This window comes from Mariniflexile aquimaris (assembly GCF_042676825.1).
Lineage (GTDB): Bacteria > Bacteroidota > Bacteroidia > Flavobacteriales > Flavobacteriaceae > Mariniflexile > Mariniflexile aquimaris.
Genome location: NZ_JBHTIB010000012.1, coordinates 125,734 through 141,726 on the forward strand (window position 1 = coordinate 125,734; position 15,993 = coordinate 141,726).

At 33.7% G+C, this 15,993-nt stretch carries 18 protein-coding genes; 7 read left to right on the top strand and 11 right to left on the bottom strand.

Annotated features, from left to right (window positions below; genetic code table 11):
* Positions 1–30: 30 nt before the first annotated feature.
* From ACFQ0I_RS08590 to ACFQ0I_RS08610, 5 genes are all read right to left on the bottom strand, one after another.
* A complete protein-coding gene (locus ACFQ0I_RS08590; protein WP_379941270.1) occupies positions 31–699 on the bottom strand; it encodes a YggS family pyridoxal phosphate-dependent enzyme in 669 nt (222 codons plus the stop codon).
* A 12-nt stretch (positions 700–711) separates the two neighbouring features.
* Positions 712–951 carry a hypothetical protein gene (locus ACFQ0I_RS08595; protein ID WP_379941272.1) on the bottom strand — a complete coding sequence of 80 codons (240 nt, stop codon included), beginning with the start codon at positions 949–951 and terminating at the stop codon, positions 712–714.
* 35 nt (positions 952–986) lie between these two features.
* Entirely contained in the window at positions 987–2,225 is a 1,239-nt protein-coding gene (locus tag ACFQ0I_RS08600; protein WP_379941274.1) for a DUF1015 domain-containing protein, read from the bottom strand.
* A gap of 41 nt (positions 2,226–2,266) precedes the next feature.
* On the bottom strand, positions 2,267–3,157 hold the full coding sequence (locus ACFQ0I_RS08605; protein WP_379941276.1) for a 3-hydroxyacyl-CoA dehydrogenase family protein: 891 nt from the start codon (positions 3,155–3,157) through the stop codon (positions 2,267–2,269).
* Positions 3,158–3,274: 117 nt separating this feature from the next.
* Complete coding sequence (locus ACFQ0I_RS08610) at positions 3,275–4,234, bottom strand: Gfo/Idh/MocA family oxidoreductase (RefSeq protein ID WP_379941278.1); 960 nt, start codon at positions 4,232–4,234, stop codon at positions 3,275–3,277.
* Positions 4,235–4,552: 318 nt separating this feature from the next.
* Between ACFQ0I_RS08610 and ACFQ0I_RS08615 the strand changes: the two genes are divergently transcribed.
* The gene (locus tag ACFQ0I_RS08615) at positions 4,553–5,194 is read left to right on the top strand and encodes a protein-L-isoaspartate(D-aspartate) O-methyltransferase (RefSeq protein WP_379941280.1); all 642 of its coding nucleotides are present in this window, start codon (positions 4,553–4,555) and stop codon (positions 5,192–5,194) included.
* A 4-nt stretch (positions 5,195–5,198) separates the two neighbouring features.
* On the opposite strand, the gene ACFQ0I_RS08620 is transcribed toward ACFQ0I_RS08615, so the two are convergent.
* Both ACFQ0I_RS08620 and smpB read right to left on the bottom strand, forming a co-directional pair.
* Positions 5,199–5,753 carry a hypothetical protein gene (locus tag ACFQ0I_RS08620; protein ID WP_379941282.1) on the bottom strand — a complete coding sequence of 185 codons (555 nt, stop codon included), beginning with the start codon at positions 5,751–5,753 and terminating at the stop codon, positions 5,199–5,201.
* 11 nt (positions 5,754–5,764) lie between these two features.
* Positions 5,765–6,223 (bottom strand): SsrA-binding protein SmpB, encoded by a 459-nt coding sequence (gene smpB / locus ACFQ0I_RS08625; RefSeq protein ID WP_379941284.1) that lies wholly within the window; start codon positions 6,221–6,223, stop codon positions 5,765–5,767.
* 139 nt (positions 6,224–6,362) lie between these two features.
* On the opposite strand from smpB, the gene ACFQ0I_RS08630 reads away from it, so the two are divergent.
* Positions 6,363–7,973, top strand: coding sequence for a S41 family peptidase (locus ACFQ0I_RS08630; protein ID WP_379941286.1), 1,611 nt, complete (start codon positions 6,363–6,365; stop codon positions 7,971–7,973).
* A gap of 144 nt (positions 7,974–8,117) precedes the next feature.
* Positions 8,118–9,518, top strand: a complete 1,401-nt coding sequence (gene lpdA, locus ACFQ0I_RS08635) for a dihydrolipoyl dehydrogenase (RefSeq protein ID WP_379941288.1) — start codon at positions 8,118–8,120, stop codon at positions 9,516–9,518.
* Positions 9,519–9,570: 52 nt separating this feature from the next.
* Here lpdA and ACFQ0I_RS08640 read toward each other — a convergent pair whose 3' ends face one another.
* Genes ACFQ0I_RS08640 through ACFQ0I_RS08650 form a run of 3 tightly spaced genes read right to left on the bottom strand, consistent with a single transcriptional unit; the run spans position 9,571 to position 11,627 of the window.
* Positions 9,571–10,350, bottom strand: a complete 780-nt coding sequence (locus ACFQ0I_RS08640; RefSeq protein ID WP_379941290.1) for a S1/P1 nuclease — start codon at positions 10,348–10,350, stop codon at positions 9,571–9,573.
* A gap of 19 nt (positions 10,351–10,369) precedes the next feature.
* Positions 10,370–10,858, bottom strand: coding sequence for a threonine/serine exporter family protein (locus ACFQ0I_RS08645; RefSeq protein WP_379941292.1), 489 nt, complete (start codon positions 10,856–10,858; stop codon positions 10,370–10,372).
* Position 10,859: 1 nt separating this feature from the next.
* Positions 10,860–11,627 (bottom strand): threonine/serine exporter family protein, encoded by a 768-nt coding sequence (locus ACFQ0I_RS08650; RefSeq protein ID WP_379941294.1) that lies wholly within the window; start codon positions 11,625–11,627, stop codon positions 10,860–10,862.
* Between the two features lie 179 nt (positions 11,628–11,806).
* On the opposite strand from ACFQ0I_RS08650, the gene ACFQ0I_RS08655 reads away from it, so the two are divergent.
* The 4 genes from ACFQ0I_RS08655 to ACFQ0I_RS08670 all read left to right on the top strand — a co-directional run bounded on the left by ACFQ0I_RS08655 (position 11,807) and on the right by ACFQ0I_RS08670 (position 14,514).
* Positions 11,807–12,379, top strand: a complete 573-nt coding sequence (locus tag ACFQ0I_RS08655; protein ID WP_379941296.1) for an RNA polymerase sigma factor — start codon at positions 11,807–11,809, stop codon at positions 12,377–12,379.
* A complete protein-coding gene (locus ACFQ0I_RS08660) occupies positions 12,379–12,552 on the top strand; it encodes a hypothetical protein (protein WP_379941298.1) in 174 nt (57 codons plus the stop codon). Before ACFQ0I_RS08655 ends, ACFQ0I_RS08660 begins: the two co-directional genes overlap by 1 nt.
* Positions 12,553–12,582: 30 nt before the next feature.
* Positions 12,583–13,410, top strand: coding sequence for a mechanosensitive ion channel family protein (locus ACFQ0I_RS08665; RefSeq protein ID WP_379941300.1), 828 nt, complete (start codon positions 12,583–12,585; stop codon positions 13,408–13,410).
* A 195-nt stretch (positions 13,411–13,605) separates the two neighbouring features.
* A complete protein-coding gene (locus ACFQ0I_RS08670; protein ID WP_379941302.1) occupies positions 13,606–14,514 on the top strand; it encodes a mechanosensitive ion channel family protein in 909 nt (302 codons plus the stop codon).
* A gap of 90 nt (positions 14,515–14,604) precedes the next feature.
* Here ACFQ0I_RS08670 and ACFQ0I_RS08675 read toward each other — a convergent pair whose 3' ends face one another.
* Complete coding sequence (locus ACFQ0I_RS08675) at positions 14,605–15,954, bottom strand: DEAD/DEAH box helicase (RefSeq protein ID WP_379941304.1); 1,350 nt, start codon at positions 15,952–15,954, stop codon at positions 14,605–14,607.
* Between the last annotated feature and the right edge of the window lie 39 nt (positions 15,955–15,993).

Consider the following 15,993-nt stretch of genomic DNA (forward strand, 5'->3'; position numbering starts at 1 on the left):
GTTTAATCGTTTTTTGTTTATTACTTGTACCTAATTATAATGTCGTTCGCCAAAAATGCTACTGCCCACGCGAATCATATTACTTCCGCATTCTATTGCTAATTCGTAATCGCCGCTCATGCCCATACTTACAATTTCTGGTTTAAAGTTAAAAGTTTCGAATGATTTTAAGGTATCAAAAGTGGTTTTTAACAATGTAAATTCATTTTTAATCTGACTTTGATTATCGGTAAAAGTCGCCATTCCCATAACACCTACAACTTTTATGTTTTTTAATTCTGAAAACACTGGCGAGAGTAACAGGCTTTTAGCTTCCATGGGTGTCATTCCAAATTTTGTGTCTTCTGAAGCTATTTTTATTTGAAGTAAACAATTAATAATTCTATCGTGCTTTTTTGCCTGCTTGTTTATTTCTTCTAATAATTTGATATCGTCCACACCGTGAATTAGGCTTACAAACGAAGCCATATATTTGACTTTGTTTTTTTGCACGTGCCCAATCATATGCCATTGAATATCATTTGGTAAAACATCATATTTGTCTACCATTTCTTGAATTTTATTTTCTCCAAAAACACGTTGACCCGCTTTATAAGCTTCCATAATGGCGTTAACGGGTTTGGTTTTAGAAACAGCTACCAACGTAACGTGTTTTGGTAAAGTAACTGTTATTTTATTTAGGTTTTCTTGTATAGACATTGTTTTTTGCATTTAATTTGAATCTCGATTGATTACATAAAATATTACATAAAACCAGCCAAAAACACCATGGAGTATTGCTAGTAAAACGGATTTATTGTATTCCCATGAAATTACAACTGCAATTACACTTCCTAAACCAATTCCATTTTTGACCACCGTATTTTTGATTGATGAACCTGAATATTCTTGACAAAAACAATCTAAAGTAAATAATAAAATTAATAATAGGCTTAATGTGTATCTTTTCATATTAAATTGGCATTAAATTTTAATAATTTGTAAATTCAAAATTCAAAAATTGTGATGCCACTACGCAATTTTGGTTCTATAAACGTGCTTTTTGGCGGCATGGTTAAGCCTTCGTTTGCAATGGCTTTTAATTCGTTTATTTTTATAGGTACTAATCCAAAACCAACAGCAAATTCGCCAGAATCTACTTTGGTCTTAATTGTTACTAAGTTATTTGTTCCGTAAGAATAACTCAAGCGTGTATTGTTTCTAACATCTTTAATACCTAAAATTGGCTCTAAAATGGTTTTATATAATATTTGAGTATCTAAGGCTTCTAACGGGTTTTCAAACTGATACGTCATTTTTCGCAGAAACAACGAGTAAAATTCGCCATCTAAATACATGCAAAAATGATGCTTTTTTGTTGGTTGATAGAGTTCGTTACCTCGATTTTCAATTCTGAATACAGTATCTAATTGAATTAAAAAGGCTTCTTTAGTTAACCCATTTAAGTCTTTAACCAGTCTATTGTATTCGTGAATTTTTAATTCGGATTCTGGAAGTAAATAACTCATAAAATAGTTGTAGGGCTCGTTACCAGTATGATTCGGGTTTTCAGATTTTAATGCTTGCGAAAGTAAATACGATGAAGCGGTACGGTGATGCCCATCGGCAATATAAATGGTTTTGATGTTTTTAAATTCCGTTTTAATGCTTTCAATGGCGCTTGTATCATCTAAAACCCATAAATAATGTGTATCTCTAAAATGGGTTGTAAATTCAAATTCGGCTCGCACTTTTTGAGTTTTCGAAATTATAGTTTTTATAACATCGTTATCTGGATAGGTAAGTAATACGGGTTCTGCATTAAACCCAACTGTTTTTAAATAATCTTTAAAAATATGTTCTCGATATTCTATGGTGTCTTCGTGCCTTTTAATAACATTGTTTTTATAATCCTCGGTGCTTGTTGCTGCAATAATTCCAGAGAATTCATCACCATTTCGGTTTACAATTTTGTAGATATAATAACATGGTGTTTGGTCTTGTACAAAAATGCCATCTTCTTTAAATTCTAAATAGCGGTTTTTTACCAGACTATAGCGTTCCTTTCCGTGTAAATCCTTGTCGTATTTATACCCAGGATTTACAATGTGTAAAAAAGAATACGGATTGTAATTTAAGCGAGCTTCTAGTTCGGGTTCAGAATAACTTTGATAAGAACGCGACGCTACAAGCCCCACTTTATCGCGGGTTGGTCGCACTGCCTTAAAAGGAATTACTGTTGCCATTTTAATCAGCTTTTAGTTTTAGTTTTGAGGTTTACAACTTCTCATTTTAAAAACTGTTTTGAAATTTTTTCAGCTTTTTTACTTTCAGAATAGTCATAAAAACCTTCGCCAGATTTCACACCTAATTTTCCGGCGTTCACCATATTAACCAAAAGCGGGCAGGGTGCATACTTGGGGTTTTTAAATCCATCATACATCACGTTTAAAATAGATAAACAGACATCTAAACCAATAAAATCGGCTAACTGTAAGGGTCCCATGGGGTGTGCCATACCTAATTTCATTACAGTATCTATTTCGCTAACGCCCGCAACGCCATTGTAAAGTGTTTCAATCGATTCATTAATCATGGGCATTAAAATACGGTTGGCTACAAAACCAGGATAATCGTTAACTTCAACAGGGGTTTTACCTAAAGTTTTAGATAATTCCATTATAACGTTTGTAACCTCGTTGCTCGTATTATAGCCTCGAATAATTTCAACCAATTGCATAATGGGAACAGGATTCATAAAATGCATCCCGATTACTTTGTCGGGTCTTGAGGTTACACCACCTATTTGTGTAATGGATATAGACGATGTGTTGGTTGCTAAAATGCAATCTTTAGCACACGCTTCATCCAGTTGCTTAAAAATGTTAAGTTTTAAATCGACATTTTCGGTAGCCGCTTCAACCACTAAATTTACTTGATTAATGCCCGAACTAATGCTTGTAAAGGTCGAAATATTGGAAAGTGTTTGTTCTTTATCCGATGCTGTAATGGTTTCTTTTGCAACCATTCTGTCAAGATTTTTAGTAATGGTTGCAATTCCTTTTTCCAAGGCAGTTTCGCTTACATCAATTAGGTTTACTTGAAATCCTTTTTGCGCAAATGTATGCGCGATACCATTTCCCATGGTGCCAGCACCTATTACAGCTATATTTTTCATAATCCTCACTTAATCTCTCCAAAGAAGAGAAATTGTTATATTAATAGTTTCGTCTAATTTAATTACAAATTTTGCTCATTAGAGTTTCCTTCCCTTTGGGAAGAATTAAGGATGGTATTAAAAACAATTTATTATTTGAGTGGCTACACGCAATGCTTCAGTACCATCATGTAGTGTCACTTCTGGCGAGGAATTGGTATTTATAGCATTTGCAAACGATTCTAATTCATCTAAAATCGAGTTGTTATTTGCCACATGCGGATTATCAAAATAAATCTGTTTTTTAACACCTTCCGCATTTTGAAGTACCATATCAAAATCACCCGGCGTTTCTGGGGCATCTTTCATTTTTACTACTTCACATTTCTTATCCAGAAAATCTACAGAAATATAGGCGTCTTTCTGAAAAAAGCGGGCTTTACGCATTTTTTTAAGAGAGATTCTACTGGCAGTTAAATTGGCCACACAACCATTTTCAAACTCGATTCGCGCATTGGCAATATCTGGAGAATTACTAATAACCGCCACACCGCTAGCGCTAATGTTTTTTACTTTCGATTTTACAACACTTAATATAATATCTATATCATGAATCATTAAATCTAAAACCACAGGTACATCGGTACCACGCGGATTAAATTCTGCCAATCGATGCGATTCTATAAACATGGGCGAATTAATTTCGTTCTTAACCGCCAAAAATGCAGGGTTGAAGCGTTCTACATGCCCAACCTGACCCCTTAAATTGTGTTCGGCAAGCAATTCTCTAATATGTTCTGCCTCTTCAACCGTATTGGTAATTGGCTTTTCAATAAAAATGTGTTTTCCTTTAGAAATGGCTTGTTTTGCACATTCGTAATGCGATAAGGTAGGCGTTACAATATCTACCATATCTACAGCATCAATAAGTGCTTCAATAGAATTGAAAAACTTATATCCAAATTCGGCTTCTACCTTTTTGCCACTTTCTTCGTCGGCATCGTAGAATCCTACAAGTTCGTATTTTTCAGATTGTTTTAAGAGTCTTAAATGAATTTTTCCGAGGTGGCCAGCACCAAGTACACCAGCTTTTAGCATAATATTTTACGTTTTCAACAAAAATAAGATAATTAATAAATGTAGTTCATAATTTGACATCTAAATTTAATTAAAATAACTATTTGGGCGTTCCCCTCCCGAGCGGTCGGGAGGGTCGGGCTTTACGCGCTACACGGTAGCTTGCTTCAATCCCTAACGCGGGTCTATTTGCCATGGTTCGTTAGCACCTAAAGTTTAAGGTTTATTTAAAAAGCCCAATATTATAAATTCATAAAAAAGCATTTTAAAATTATTCTAAATTTAGCTTTTTAAGCTAAAAATGTTTACCTAATTTTATCCTGAAAAACCACAGCAATTTTGAAAGACACTTTTAAACATAAAGGATTACGACAGCAATTAGTTAATGTGTTAATTAGCAAAGGCATAAAAGACGAAGCCGTTTTAAAGGCTATAGGTAAAGTGCCAAGGCATTTGTTTATGGATTCTGGGTTTTTAGACTTTGCGTATATTGACAAAGCATTTCCTATTGCGGCAGATCAAACCATATCGCAACCCTACACTGTAGCCTTTCAAACCGAATTATTACAAGTAAAGAAGGATGATAAAATTCTAGAAATTGGTACGGGTAGTGGCTATCAAACCGCTGTTTTATGCGAAATGGGAGCTAAAGTGTACAGTATCGAAAGGCAACAGGAATTGTTTAAAAAAACCAGTAAGTTTTTACCTAAATTAGGGTACAGAGCTAAAAAGCTTGTTTTTGGAGATGGTTACAAAGGCTTGGAAGAAGATGCCCCTTTTGATGGTATTATTGTAACAGCTGGTGCACCTTTTGTTCCTAAACCATTATTAAGTCAGTTAAAAGTAGGAGGAAGGTTGGTAATTCCCGTGGGCGAAGACACTCAAATTATGACCCTATTTATTAGAAAGGATACCAAAGAGTTCGAGCAACACGAGTTTGGGGAGTTTAGATTTGTGCCGTTGTTAGAAGATAAAAATTAATGCTTTAATCTTCAGGAAAATATTCAATTGGGATTAAGTTTCTTCTATTTTCATGAGCCCAATACACATTAACTATCCACCAGCGTTTGCCATCGTTAAATAATTGAATACTATTAATGCCGCGCATAAACGGGGATTCATCTTTTTTGCTATTGTAAGATTCATAGGTACTAAAAACCTGTGCCATGGTACCGAATGCATCTACTTTGCGGTGTATTTCTTTTTCAATAAAACCATTGTCTACTAGCCATTTCCCAGAGCTTTTTATGTAATCTTCTGGTTTCATATAGCGTACTTGTAGTTTGCCTTCGTCATTCTTCCCTGAAGCAATTAATTTGGCATCCGGATAAAATAAATATTTAAATAAATTCCAATCGCGTTTTTCCTTTTTTTCACCCGAAATGGAGCTATATAATGAATTGATAATACTATCGATAGTTAAAACATTTTCGGTATAATCTTTTTCAGGAGCTTTGGCAGCAGGGGCTTTTTTGCCTTGCGATTGTACTGCCGAAGAAATTAATAAAACGAATACAAGAGGAAGTATTTTTTTTAGCATTATTAAAATGATTATTTAAAGTTTTTCTTTATTCTGTCTAAATCACGTTTATTATCACGGTCTTTTATGGTTTCGCGCTTATCGAAAAGCTTTTTACCTTTTGCCAAGGCAATCTCTAATTTCGCAAAGCCTTTTTCGTTAATAAACAATCGAAGCGGTATGATGGTAAGTCCAGAGTTTTGAACTTCTTTATGTAACTTTTTAAGTTCGCGTTTGCTTAACAACAATTTTCGTTCCGCTTTTGGCCTGTGGTTGTAATAATTTCCATAGGTATATTCTTCAATAGTGGCATTCACCACAAATAGCTCACCTTTATCATTAAATTCACAAAAACTTTCGGCAATAGACGCTTTACTGCTTCGTATCGATTTTATTTCTGTTCCAGTTAAAACAATACCAGCAGTGTACTTATCTAATATTTCATATAGAAAGCGTGCCTTTTTGTTTTGTATGTTTATATTTTTTTGCATAAAGCACAAAACTACATAAATTTATTTTTAGTAATTGATTGCAAATAATTAAAAGTTAAATAAAATTATTGCATCGAGAAAAGTGATAAATTCGAGTAAATTAGCGTGTTGAGATTGTTTTAAAGCTTTAATATTGTACATGAAAAAAATTATTGGGTTTGTTTTTGTTTTAATGCTCGTTGGGTCGTGCAAAAGCGTTTCAAAGTATAACGAGCAAATAGCACGTTTACATCCCATTAAAGATTTACATGCCGATATAGACAAAGTATACGGACAGTTACAGAAGAACCATCCAAAACTTTACCAATACACCCCAAAAGAGGTGCTAGATTTTAAATTCGATAGTTTAAAAAAGTCTATAACAACCCCTATTAATTCCCGCGAATTTTATAAAAAATTAGCACCGGTGGTGGCTAATGTAAGGCAAGGACATATTTCGGTGGGGTCGGCAAGCAAGCAATTTACCAACAAGGAACGTAAAAAATTAAAAAAGCAAAAGTTTGAATTTTACGATTTAGAATTCGGATACTTAAATAATGCCCTTTGGGTGTTAAAAACTAAAGGAGAAGATTCTACATTAATTGGCAGTGAAGTTGTTAAAATAGATCATGAAAACATTAATGATTTAATTGATGTTTACAAAACACGGTTTGCATCCGATGGGTATAATAAAACCTTGCATAATAGGCTTGTGGGTAATGCTTTTTCTACCTTATACTTTAAAGATAAAGGTTATTTAGACAGTTTAAATGTGACTTTTAAGTTAAAGGATTCCTTGTTTAGTAGAACCTTAAAACGTGTTGAAAAAGAAAAAAAGAAAGACTCCATTGCCACAGATAGCTTAAAGTCAATTGCGAAAATAAAACTAACCGCTTCAGAAAAGAAGCAGAATAGAAAAGTAGCAAAACAAAATAGGCGATTTAAACGAATACACGGTTTTATAAATAAGCACGATGGGTATACGCGTAATTTTCAATTTTTAGAAGATAGTACCGTGGCTTACATGAAAATAAAGTCCTTTTCTAATGGTAATTATAGAAAGTTTTATAAAGAAAGTTTTAAAACAATAGATTCGTTACAAACCAAGAATCTCATTATAGATTTACGAGATAATGGCGGTGGACGAATAGCCGAAATAGATTTTCTATATGCCTATTTAACAACCCAAAATTACAAACTTATTGAAGAGAGCGAAGTAAATAGCCGCTTGCCGTATTTCAACTATTTAATGGGTAACACCACGCCTTTTATTCTTAAAGCGTCATCTGTAATTTTGTCGCCCTTAATCATTGCACAGAATTTAATTAAAACAAAAAAGAAAGACCAAAAAATCTACTATAAGCTTAGGTTTTCTAAAGAAAAAGAGCCTAATCCTTTAAACTATAAAGGCAATTTATATGTGTTAATTAACGGGAATTCTTTTTCAGCTTCGTCTTTGCTTTCAACGCATTTAAAAGCCACCAAGCGCGCGGTTTTTGTTGGGGAAGAAACGGGTGGTGCTTATAATGGTTGTGTAGCCGGCATTTACAAGATTTATCAAGTTCCAAATTCCAAACTAAAAATCAGAATGGGGTTGATGCAAATTGAAACACCTTTTAAACAAGATCCAGATGGTTATGGCGTTAAGCCCGATGTAGAAATTGTGCCGTTGATTGACGATAGAAAACTACACAAAGACCCCGAATTAAATTGGGTATTGCACGCTATAAAAACCGATGCGAATTTAAAAGAAACAACATCGAAAATTTGATGGATTCCTAAACTTTTTAAGGCATATTTTTAAAATAGTAGAAGTTTTAACACATTTCAATTAACATTTCTTTTTTATTGCCTTACAATAAAACATTTGTATTTTTGTTTTCAATTTTTAATAATCGAACTTCAAACATTTACTATGAATTCATATGATGTAGCCGTTATTGGCTCAGGTCCTGGAGGCTATGTTGCAGCCATTCGTTGCGCACAATTAGGCATGAAAACTGCCATTATCGAAAAATATAGTACACTTGGTGGAACCTGCTTAAATGTGGGGTGTATTCCAAGTAAAGCACTTTTAGATTCATCGCATCATTACGAAGATGCGGTTAAGCATTTTGAAGAACATGGCATCGAAATTCCTGGCGATATTAAAGTGAATCTTGAAAAAATGATTGCTCGTAAGCAAGCAGTCGTAGACCAAACAACCGGTGGAATCGATTTTTTAATGAATAAAAATAAAATCGATGTGTACCGTGGTTTAGGAAGCTTTAAAGATGCTACCCATATTAGCATAAAAGGCGAAAAAACTGTTGAAATTGAAGCTAAAAATGCCATTATAGCAACAGGAAGTAAACCATCAAGTTTGCCTTTTATAACATTAGATAAAGAGCGTGTAATAACATCTACCGAAGCTTTAAAACTTAAAGAAATTCCAAAGCATTTAATTGTAATTGGCGGTGGTGTTATTGGTTTAGAACTTGGGCAAGTTTACAAACGTTTAGGTGCCGAAGTAACCGTTATTGAATATTTAGACAGAATCATCCCAACAATGGATTCTGGACTATCAAAAGAATTAAATAAAGTATTGAAAAAGCAAAAATTCAATATTAATACTTCACATAAAGTAAAATCTGTTGAGCGAAAAGGCAATGAAGTGATTGTAAAAGCAGATAATAAAAAAGGTGAAGAAGTGGAATTTAAAGGAGATTATTGCTTGGTTTCTGTTGGCAGACGTCCTTATACAGATGGTTTAAATGCTGAAGCTGCTGGTGTAAAAATCACTGATAGAGGTCAAATTGAAGTGAATGACCATTTACAAACATCTGCTAAAAACATTTACGCTATTGGTGATGTTGTTAAAGGAGCAATGCTTGCACATAAGGCCGAAGAAGAAGGTGTATTTGTTGCCGAAACTTTGGCGGGACAAAAACCACATATCGATTATAATTTAATTCCTGGTGTGGTTTACACTTGGCCAGAAGTGGCTGCTGTTGGTAAAACAGAAGAGCAATTAAAAGAAGCTAAAATAGACTATAAAGTTGGGTCCTTCCCAATGCGTGCTTTAGGTAGAAGTAGAGCGAGTATGGATTTAGATGGCTTTGTTAAAATTCTGGCAGATAAATCAACAGACGAAATTTTAGGGGTTCATATGATTGGTGCACGTGCTGCCGATATGATTGCTGAAGCGGTTGTGGCTATGGAATTTAGAGCATCAGCGGAAGATGTTTCAAGAATGTCTCATGCGCATCCAACTTTTACAGAAGCTATTAAAGAAGCTGCTTTGGCTGCTACCGACGATAGAGCGTTACATATTTAAAAAACGTAATAACGATAATTTAAAAAGGTTGACTAAATGTCAACCTTTTTTATTAGAAGATGTTATTCAAAACTTTTGCTAAGCGAATGCCAGCTTTATGCAGTTGAGATCTTACGGTTTCAAAATTATCATAAGAATAATTATAGCGTAAATTTTCGCCGGGTTTAACATGTGCATAAACCTCTCTGGTTAATTTGTGCGTATCATTCACCCAATCAATTACAGAGCCTTCTTCAATGGTTTTTACTTGATTTTTATTCAATACATCAGCATTATCAGCAAGTTCCGTATAACTCATGCCATAGCTATCAATGAGTTCTCTGTCCCAAACAGCATGTAAATTAGTGTCATCATAAAACCATTTTAATTTAAAATCGTTTCCGCCTTTATCTTCTAAAAGACCAACGTGCATGGGTTGATGTAAATCGCCAATAAAATGAATTAATAACTTCAAGTAAAACGCTTTGTCTTCAAGCTTTGCATTTTTATCTTTTATCACAGAAATGCAATGGTTTATGCCAGTAACTAAATCCCCTTTAGGATTTTTTTCAGATGTTTCATAATCAGATTCTAAAGGGATATTAATAAAATGCCAAGTATAAAATTCATCGTAACGTTTGTCAGACTTGATGTCGTCGGCATAGGTAGAAACAAAATCTAAGGATTGATTGTTAAGGAGTTTTTTAATTTTCCTTTTCGTGGCAGGTTTTAAATACTTGTAGGCTATTTTACCTACTACGCGATGCCCTGTAGCACTCCAGTCATCGTCTGCTTGTAATTGTGCTGTGGTAAAAACAAAACATGCTAATAATACTGTTAGTAATTTGCTCATTCTTTTAAATTTAAATAAACTAGTCTTCAATTTTTTTCACGGTACTTTTTCGCAATACTAACATGGGTAAAGAAATACCGACGGTAATGGAAATTAATATAAAAAGCATGGTAAATCCGTTAGAGAATATCGAATCAATAAGTACCAGTTTTTTAGCCGCATCTTTTTCAATAAAAAGAAAATTCATGACTGCCAACACGGTTTCATAGGCAAAATAACCTGGTATCATGGGTATCACTGGCGGGATGCAAAACACTACTGGCGGATGATGAATTTTATGAGCAATAGGCATGCTTATAATGGCTACAAAAAGGACTCCAATAAAAGTGGCTAGTACAATGTGCACCCCAAATTTTAACAAGGTGAATTTTATTAATCCTGCCACAAATCCTAATGTGATGACTGTAAAAATGGATCCTTTTGGTATATTAAATAGTATTCCAAATCCGAGCGCCGCTATTCCAGACCAAACAGCAACTTCCAATAATTTTAAAATAATTTCTAACATATTAGTGTAATTGAAAAATTATCATGGTTACAAATAATCCGAGGGCAATCGCTAAAACCGTCATTACTCCAGAGGTAAAGCGTACCATGCCGTTAATAATGTTGTTGTCTAAGAAATCTGTAAACGAGTTAATTAATGCCACCCCAGGCACCAAATAAAGTATCGATGTGGCTAAGGCCGCTTGTGGATGCTCGCCAATATTGTAAATAATGCCAAGTCCGGCGATAAGCGATGCAATAAACGATCCTAAAAATATGCGGATATACACGTTGTATTTCACTTTATGGGTTAATTGAAAAATAATTAAGCCAATAAATGTGCTTATAAAAGCTACGAGCATATTTAAATAATCGCCTTGAAAAATATTACAAAATCCTGCGCCTGCTAAACTTACCGCGATAAGCACTGTAAGTTTTGAATATCTTTTGGTGGTTTTAATTTTTTCAATTTCGGTAGAAATTTGGTCGAGCGTCCAGTTTTCGGTTACGGCATCCCAACTTGCTTTACTAATTGCAGAAATTATTGAAAAATTGATGGCGTGCGGCGGAATATTTTTAACGCGGGTACAACTTTGTACAGAATCTTCTTCATATAAGGTCATAATGATGCTTTTATGACTAATAAAGCAAGAAGTTTTAAAATTTAATCCGGCGGCAAACCGAGCAATACTCAAATTTACGCGAACGGTATTGGCTCCCGAAACCATGAGAAGCGAAGAAATTTCTAAGAGTAAATTAGTAGCTTTTATTAGTTCTTTTGAAGAATCCATATGCTGGTTAAATTCGATAAACAGATGCAAATTTAAACCATTCTGAATTTATTTGGGTCATCTAAGTAAGCTAAAATTTTAATTAAGAAAAACTTTACTATTTTTGAAAAATACAAAGTGACTTTTTGTATTCTAGAGTGTCATATTATAACGATTAATTAAACTAGCGTAAGCTACATTTGAAAACTTTTAAAAATAGTAAAGAACTATCAGATGACGATCTGATTAAAGGCATTGTTAAAAACAATGATACTTTGCTGTTTGAGATTTTATATGACAGATATTCCAAATTGGTTTTTAACAAGTGCTATGGTTTTGCAAAAGACGAGCACGAAGCCAAAGATTTAACGCAAGATGTGTTTTTAAAACTCTTTGTTAAGTTAGCCAGTTTTAAAGGGAATTCTAAATTTTCAACCTGGTTATACGCGTTTACATATAATCATTGCGTTAATTATGTAACTAGAAATACTGCTAAAAAATTTGAAAAACAAACAGCAGATTATGCAGAATTAGAAAACCTGTCGGATGTTGAAGACGAGAGTAGTTTTTTAGAGATGAAAGTCGAAAATTTGCAAAAAGCATTAGAACTTATTTCTCCGGACGAGAAAATGATACTACTCTTAAAATATCAAGATTTTTTGAGTATTAAAGAAATAGAAAGTGTTTTAGATATTGGCGAAAGTGCCGTAAAAATGCGCATAAAAAGGGCTAAAGACAAGCTCGTTGCCGTTTATAATGAAAAATTTAACTAATGGAAAATCCGTTTAAACATATAAACCAGCCTCTTAAAGAAGTTCCGCCAGAACTTAAGGCTAAGGTAATGAACGATATTGCCATGGCTAAGTTGCTTATGGATTTAGCAACACTATTTTCTTATAATATTGGAAACGTTATAGAGTCTGTTATAAAAAGTAGAGAAAAATAAAATAACCAAACCCCTAATAACAAATTAAAAATGGAAAAAGCAACACAGTGGAAAGAGATAGCGCTTGAATCTTTAACCAAGGTATGGTTTGAAATATCTAGTATATTTCCAAATATTATAGGAACCTTAGTAGTTTTAATAATAGGTTGGTTATTTGCAAAACTGGCAGTACGTATTATTAAAAAAGTATTAACGCTTGCCAAAGCCGATAAATTAGATGAAACCATAAACGAAATTGAAATTATTGAAGGCAAAAAGTTAAACTTTAATACTATTAAAATAGTTTCGGTATTTGTAAAATGGCTTATCTATATTATGCTGTTAATAATGGCATCAGATATTTTAGGGCTACAAATTATTTCACAAGAAATAAGCAACTTTTTAGGGTATTTACCAAGGTTGTTTGCGGCGCTAATAATATTTATTGTTGGCTTGTTACTGGCTAATCTGGTTAAAAACGGATTAAAATCGCTTTTTGAATCGATGGAGATATCGGGTTCAAAAATTATTAGCCAGTTAGTGTTTTTTATCTTTTTAATATTCATTTCCATAACAGCTTTAAATCAGGCAGGCGTAAATACCGAAATTATTACCAATAATATCACCATGATTTTGGCAGCGTTTTTATTGGCTTTTGCTTTGGCATTAGGCCTTGGAGCTCAAAAAGTGGTGGGCGATTTATTAAGAACCTTTTATGCCAGAAAAACCTATGAAATTGGTCAGATTATAGAATTTAATAATATAACTGGCGAAATAATTGCGATAGATGGCATTTCTGTAACTATCAAAACTGCCAAGGGCAAGTTTGTAATTCCTATAAAAGACGTTGTTGAGAGTCAAGTACGGGTAGATGAATAAACTTAAATCGAATTAGAAGTAGGTTAGTTATCTTCAACATATCTATAAGACTTTAATCCCTTTTTTGTTGATCCTTAAAAGGGATTTATTTTTGCTTTAAATGTTGATTTTCATGTATTAAAGAAGTAACTTTATTGAATAGGGTTGAAAGTTTGTTTTTCGACCCAAAAAGGATTGTTGTTTTAATTAAATAACATGGATATTTTTGAAAGTGTAAAAAATTGGATGCTTGAAAATCCAACATCTGTGAAGGTATTAAAATACTTTATATGGATTGTTTTGGTGTTTTCTCTTATTGCTTTTTTCAAACGCTATTTAAAATATATATTTCGAGACACCTCTGTTCGTTATAAATCTCAAAAAGGAATTGAAATATTCGGATTTATTCTCTTAATCGGAATATCAATTTCATATTTCACTGGTAATATCAAAGATTTTGGTTTGGCTATTGGACTGTTATCGGCGGGAATCACTATTACCTTGCAAGAATTAATTCTGAGTATTGCAGGGTCGTTTTACATATTTTTTGTTCGTGTTTATAAACCAGGAGATAGAATAGAAATTAATGGTATAAAAGGCGATGTAATTGATGTTGACAGCATTTATACAACGATGATGGAAATAGGGCAGTGGGTGTCTAGCGATAATTACAGCGGTAGAATTGTTAAACTAAGTAATGCTTTTGTGTTTCGCGGACCAGTTTATAATTATTCGCAAGATTTTCCTTTTGTGTGGGATGAATTTAATTTACCTATTCGCTATGGGTCGGATATTGAATTGGCAAAATCTATAATTATTAGTGTCGCTACCGAACATCTTTCTGAATATGTTCAGGAATCGATTACCGATTGGAAAAAAGTAGTCGATAAATATTATATTGAAGATGCCGTTGTAGACCCCACACTAGCCATTACGTTAACCGATAATTGGGTTTCTTTTAATTTAAGATACATTGTAGACTATAAAAAACGACGAGGAACCAAACACCGATTAAACGAAATAATTGGTCAACGCATCGAAGCAACAAACGGAAAAGTGTTGTTAGCATCAGCAACCTTCGAAATTGTTAAAATTCCTGTATTAGATATCAATAAAAAGGAGTAAAGGTAAACTGAAATTAGATACCTTTTTTATGGTCTTTAAAATATAAAATTTTAAAATGGACTTCCTGAAAACTGTGACTGCGACCGAATACTACTTCTTTTTCCGCTTATTATAATTCTTATCCCCTCGAGTCTTAGGCTTTTTGTATTTCGCAGCAATTTTAAATTTATACGAGCCTCCTAAATTTTCTTTTTTGTTTTTATCTTTTTTCTCATGAAAAGCAGGTCCAGGCGCATTTTCATCGGTGCGTTTAATGGGGTTGTAGTGTTCTTTTATTTGTGGACGCTCTTCTTCAATTAATTCTGTAGAAATCTCAACGTCTTCAGGAAAATCTATTTTCGGAATAGACATTTTCATCAATGCCTCAATTTGTTCGATATATTCCTGTTCATTTTCTGTCGAAAACACAATAGATGCCCCTTGGCGTTCTGCACGACCCGTTCTTCCAATGCGATGCATGTAATTTTCTGGATATTCAGGAGTATCAAAATTAATAACATGAGAAATGTTATCAATATCTAAACCACGAGCCATAACATCGGTAGCTACCAAAATACGATTCATGCCGTTTCTAAATTGCTCGATACTTCGAAGTCTGTAATTCTGTGTTTTATTGGAATGAATCACACATAATTCTTCATGAAAAAATTCGTCTAATTTCTCGAATAAACGGTCTGCCATTCGTTTTTGTGAAACGAAAATTAACACTTTGTTGAATGTTTCAGTATCCTGCAACAGGTATTTCAGTAAATTAACTTTGGTATAAAAATTAGCAACATCGTAACGTGATTGTGCAATATTTTCTAGAGGTGTTCCAGAAACCGCGATTGAAACACGCTCCGGACTTTTAAAGAAATCGTTAATCAGCACATCAACGTCATGAGTCATGGTCGCAGAAAACATGATGTTCTGTCTTTTTTCTGGAAGAATATCAAAAATATTAATTAACTGATGTCTAAAACCTAAATCGAGCATCACATCTACTTCATCAATCACCAGTTTTTGTATCGATTTTAGCTGTAATACTCTGCTTAAAGCTAAATCGTAAAATCTTCCGGGTGTTGCAACCAAAATGTCTAAACCATCGGCAATGGCTTGTTTTTGAGTGTTTATATTGGTGCCACCATAAACCCCAAGTACTCGGGTATTTATATATTTGGCAAGTTTTTCAATTTCTTCTACAACCTGCACAACCAATTCGCGCGTAGGGACTAAAATTAGAATACGAGGTGTTTCTTGGGTTGAAAACTTTAAATTTTTTAAAATCGGCAACATGTAGGCAAAGGTTTTACCAGTACCAGTTTGTGCAATGCCCACCATATCGGTGCCAGAACTCACTACATTAAATGCTTCCGCTTGAATAGGCGTAGGTGTAGTAAAGCCTAAATCGTTTAAGGCGTTGTATAAAGGTGTATTTAAATTTAAATCTTGAAAAGTCACAGTGTGCAATTTAGCTGGCAAAGTTACGCTTAAAATTCT

Excerpts from the sequence above, each read along its gene's own strand:
- ACFQ0I_RS08590 (WP_379941270.1), bottom strand. The coding sequence starts at position 699 with ATGTCTATACAAGAAAACCTAAATAAAATAACAGTTACTTTACCAAAA.
- ACFQ0I_RS08595 (WP_379941272.1), bottom strand. The coding sequence starts at position 951 with ATGAAAAGATACACATTAAGCCTATTATTAATTTTATTATTTACTTTA.
- ACFQ0I_RS08600 (WP_379941274.1), bottom strand. The coding sequence starts at position 2,225 with ATGGCAACAGTAATTCCTTTTAAGGCAGTGCGACCAACCCGCGATAAA.
- ACFQ0I_RS08605 (WP_379941276.1), bottom strand. The coding sequence starts at position 3,157 with ATGAAAAATATAGCTGTAATAGGTGCTGGCACCATGGGAAATGGTATC.
- ACFQ0I_RS08610 (WP_379941278.1), bottom strand. The coding sequence starts at position 4,234 with ATGCTAAAAGCTGGTGTACTTGGTGCTGGCCACCTCGGAAAAATTCAT.
- ACFQ0I_RS08620 (WP_379941282.1), bottom strand. The coding sequence starts at position 5,753 with ATGCTAAAAAAAATACTTCCTCTTGTATTCGTTTTATTAATTTCTTCG.
- smpB (WP_379941284.1), bottom strand. The coding sequence starts at position 6,223 with ATGCAAAAAAATATAAACATACAAAACAAAAAGGCACGCTTTCTATAT.
- ACFQ0I_RS08630 (WP_379941286.1), top strand. The coding sequence starts at position 6,363 with ATGAAAAAAATTATTGGGTTTGTTTTTGTTTTAATGCTCGTTGGGTCG.
- lpdA (WP_379941288.1), top strand. The coding sequence starts at position 8,118 with ATGAATTCATATGATGTAGCCGTTATTGGCTCAGGTCCTGGAGGCTAT.
- ACFQ0I_RS08640 (WP_379941290.1), bottom strand. The coding sequence starts at position 10,350 with ATGAGCAAATTACTAACAGTATTATTAGCATGTTTTGTTTTTACCACA.
- ACFQ0I_RS08645 (WP_379941292.1), bottom strand. The coding sequence starts at position 10,858 with ATGTTAGAAATTATTTTAAAATTATTGGAAGTTGCTGTTTGGTCTGGA.
- ACFQ0I_RS08650 (WP_379941294.1), bottom strand. The coding sequence starts at position 11,627 with ATGGATTCTTCAAAAGAACTAATAAAAGCTACTAATTTACTCTTAGAA.
- ACFQ0I_RS08660 (WP_379941298.1), top strand. The coding sequence starts at position 12,379 with ATGGAAAATCCGTTTAAACATATAAACCAGCCTCTTAAAGAAGTTCCG.
- ACFQ0I_RS08665 (WP_379941300.1), top strand. The coding sequence starts at position 12,583 with ATGGAAAAAGCAACACAGTGGAAAGAGATAGCGCTTGAATCTTTAACC.
- ACFQ0I_RS08670 (WP_379941302.1), top strand. The coding sequence starts at position 13,606 with ATGGATATTTTTGAAAGTGTAAAAAATTGGATGCTTGAAAATCCAACA.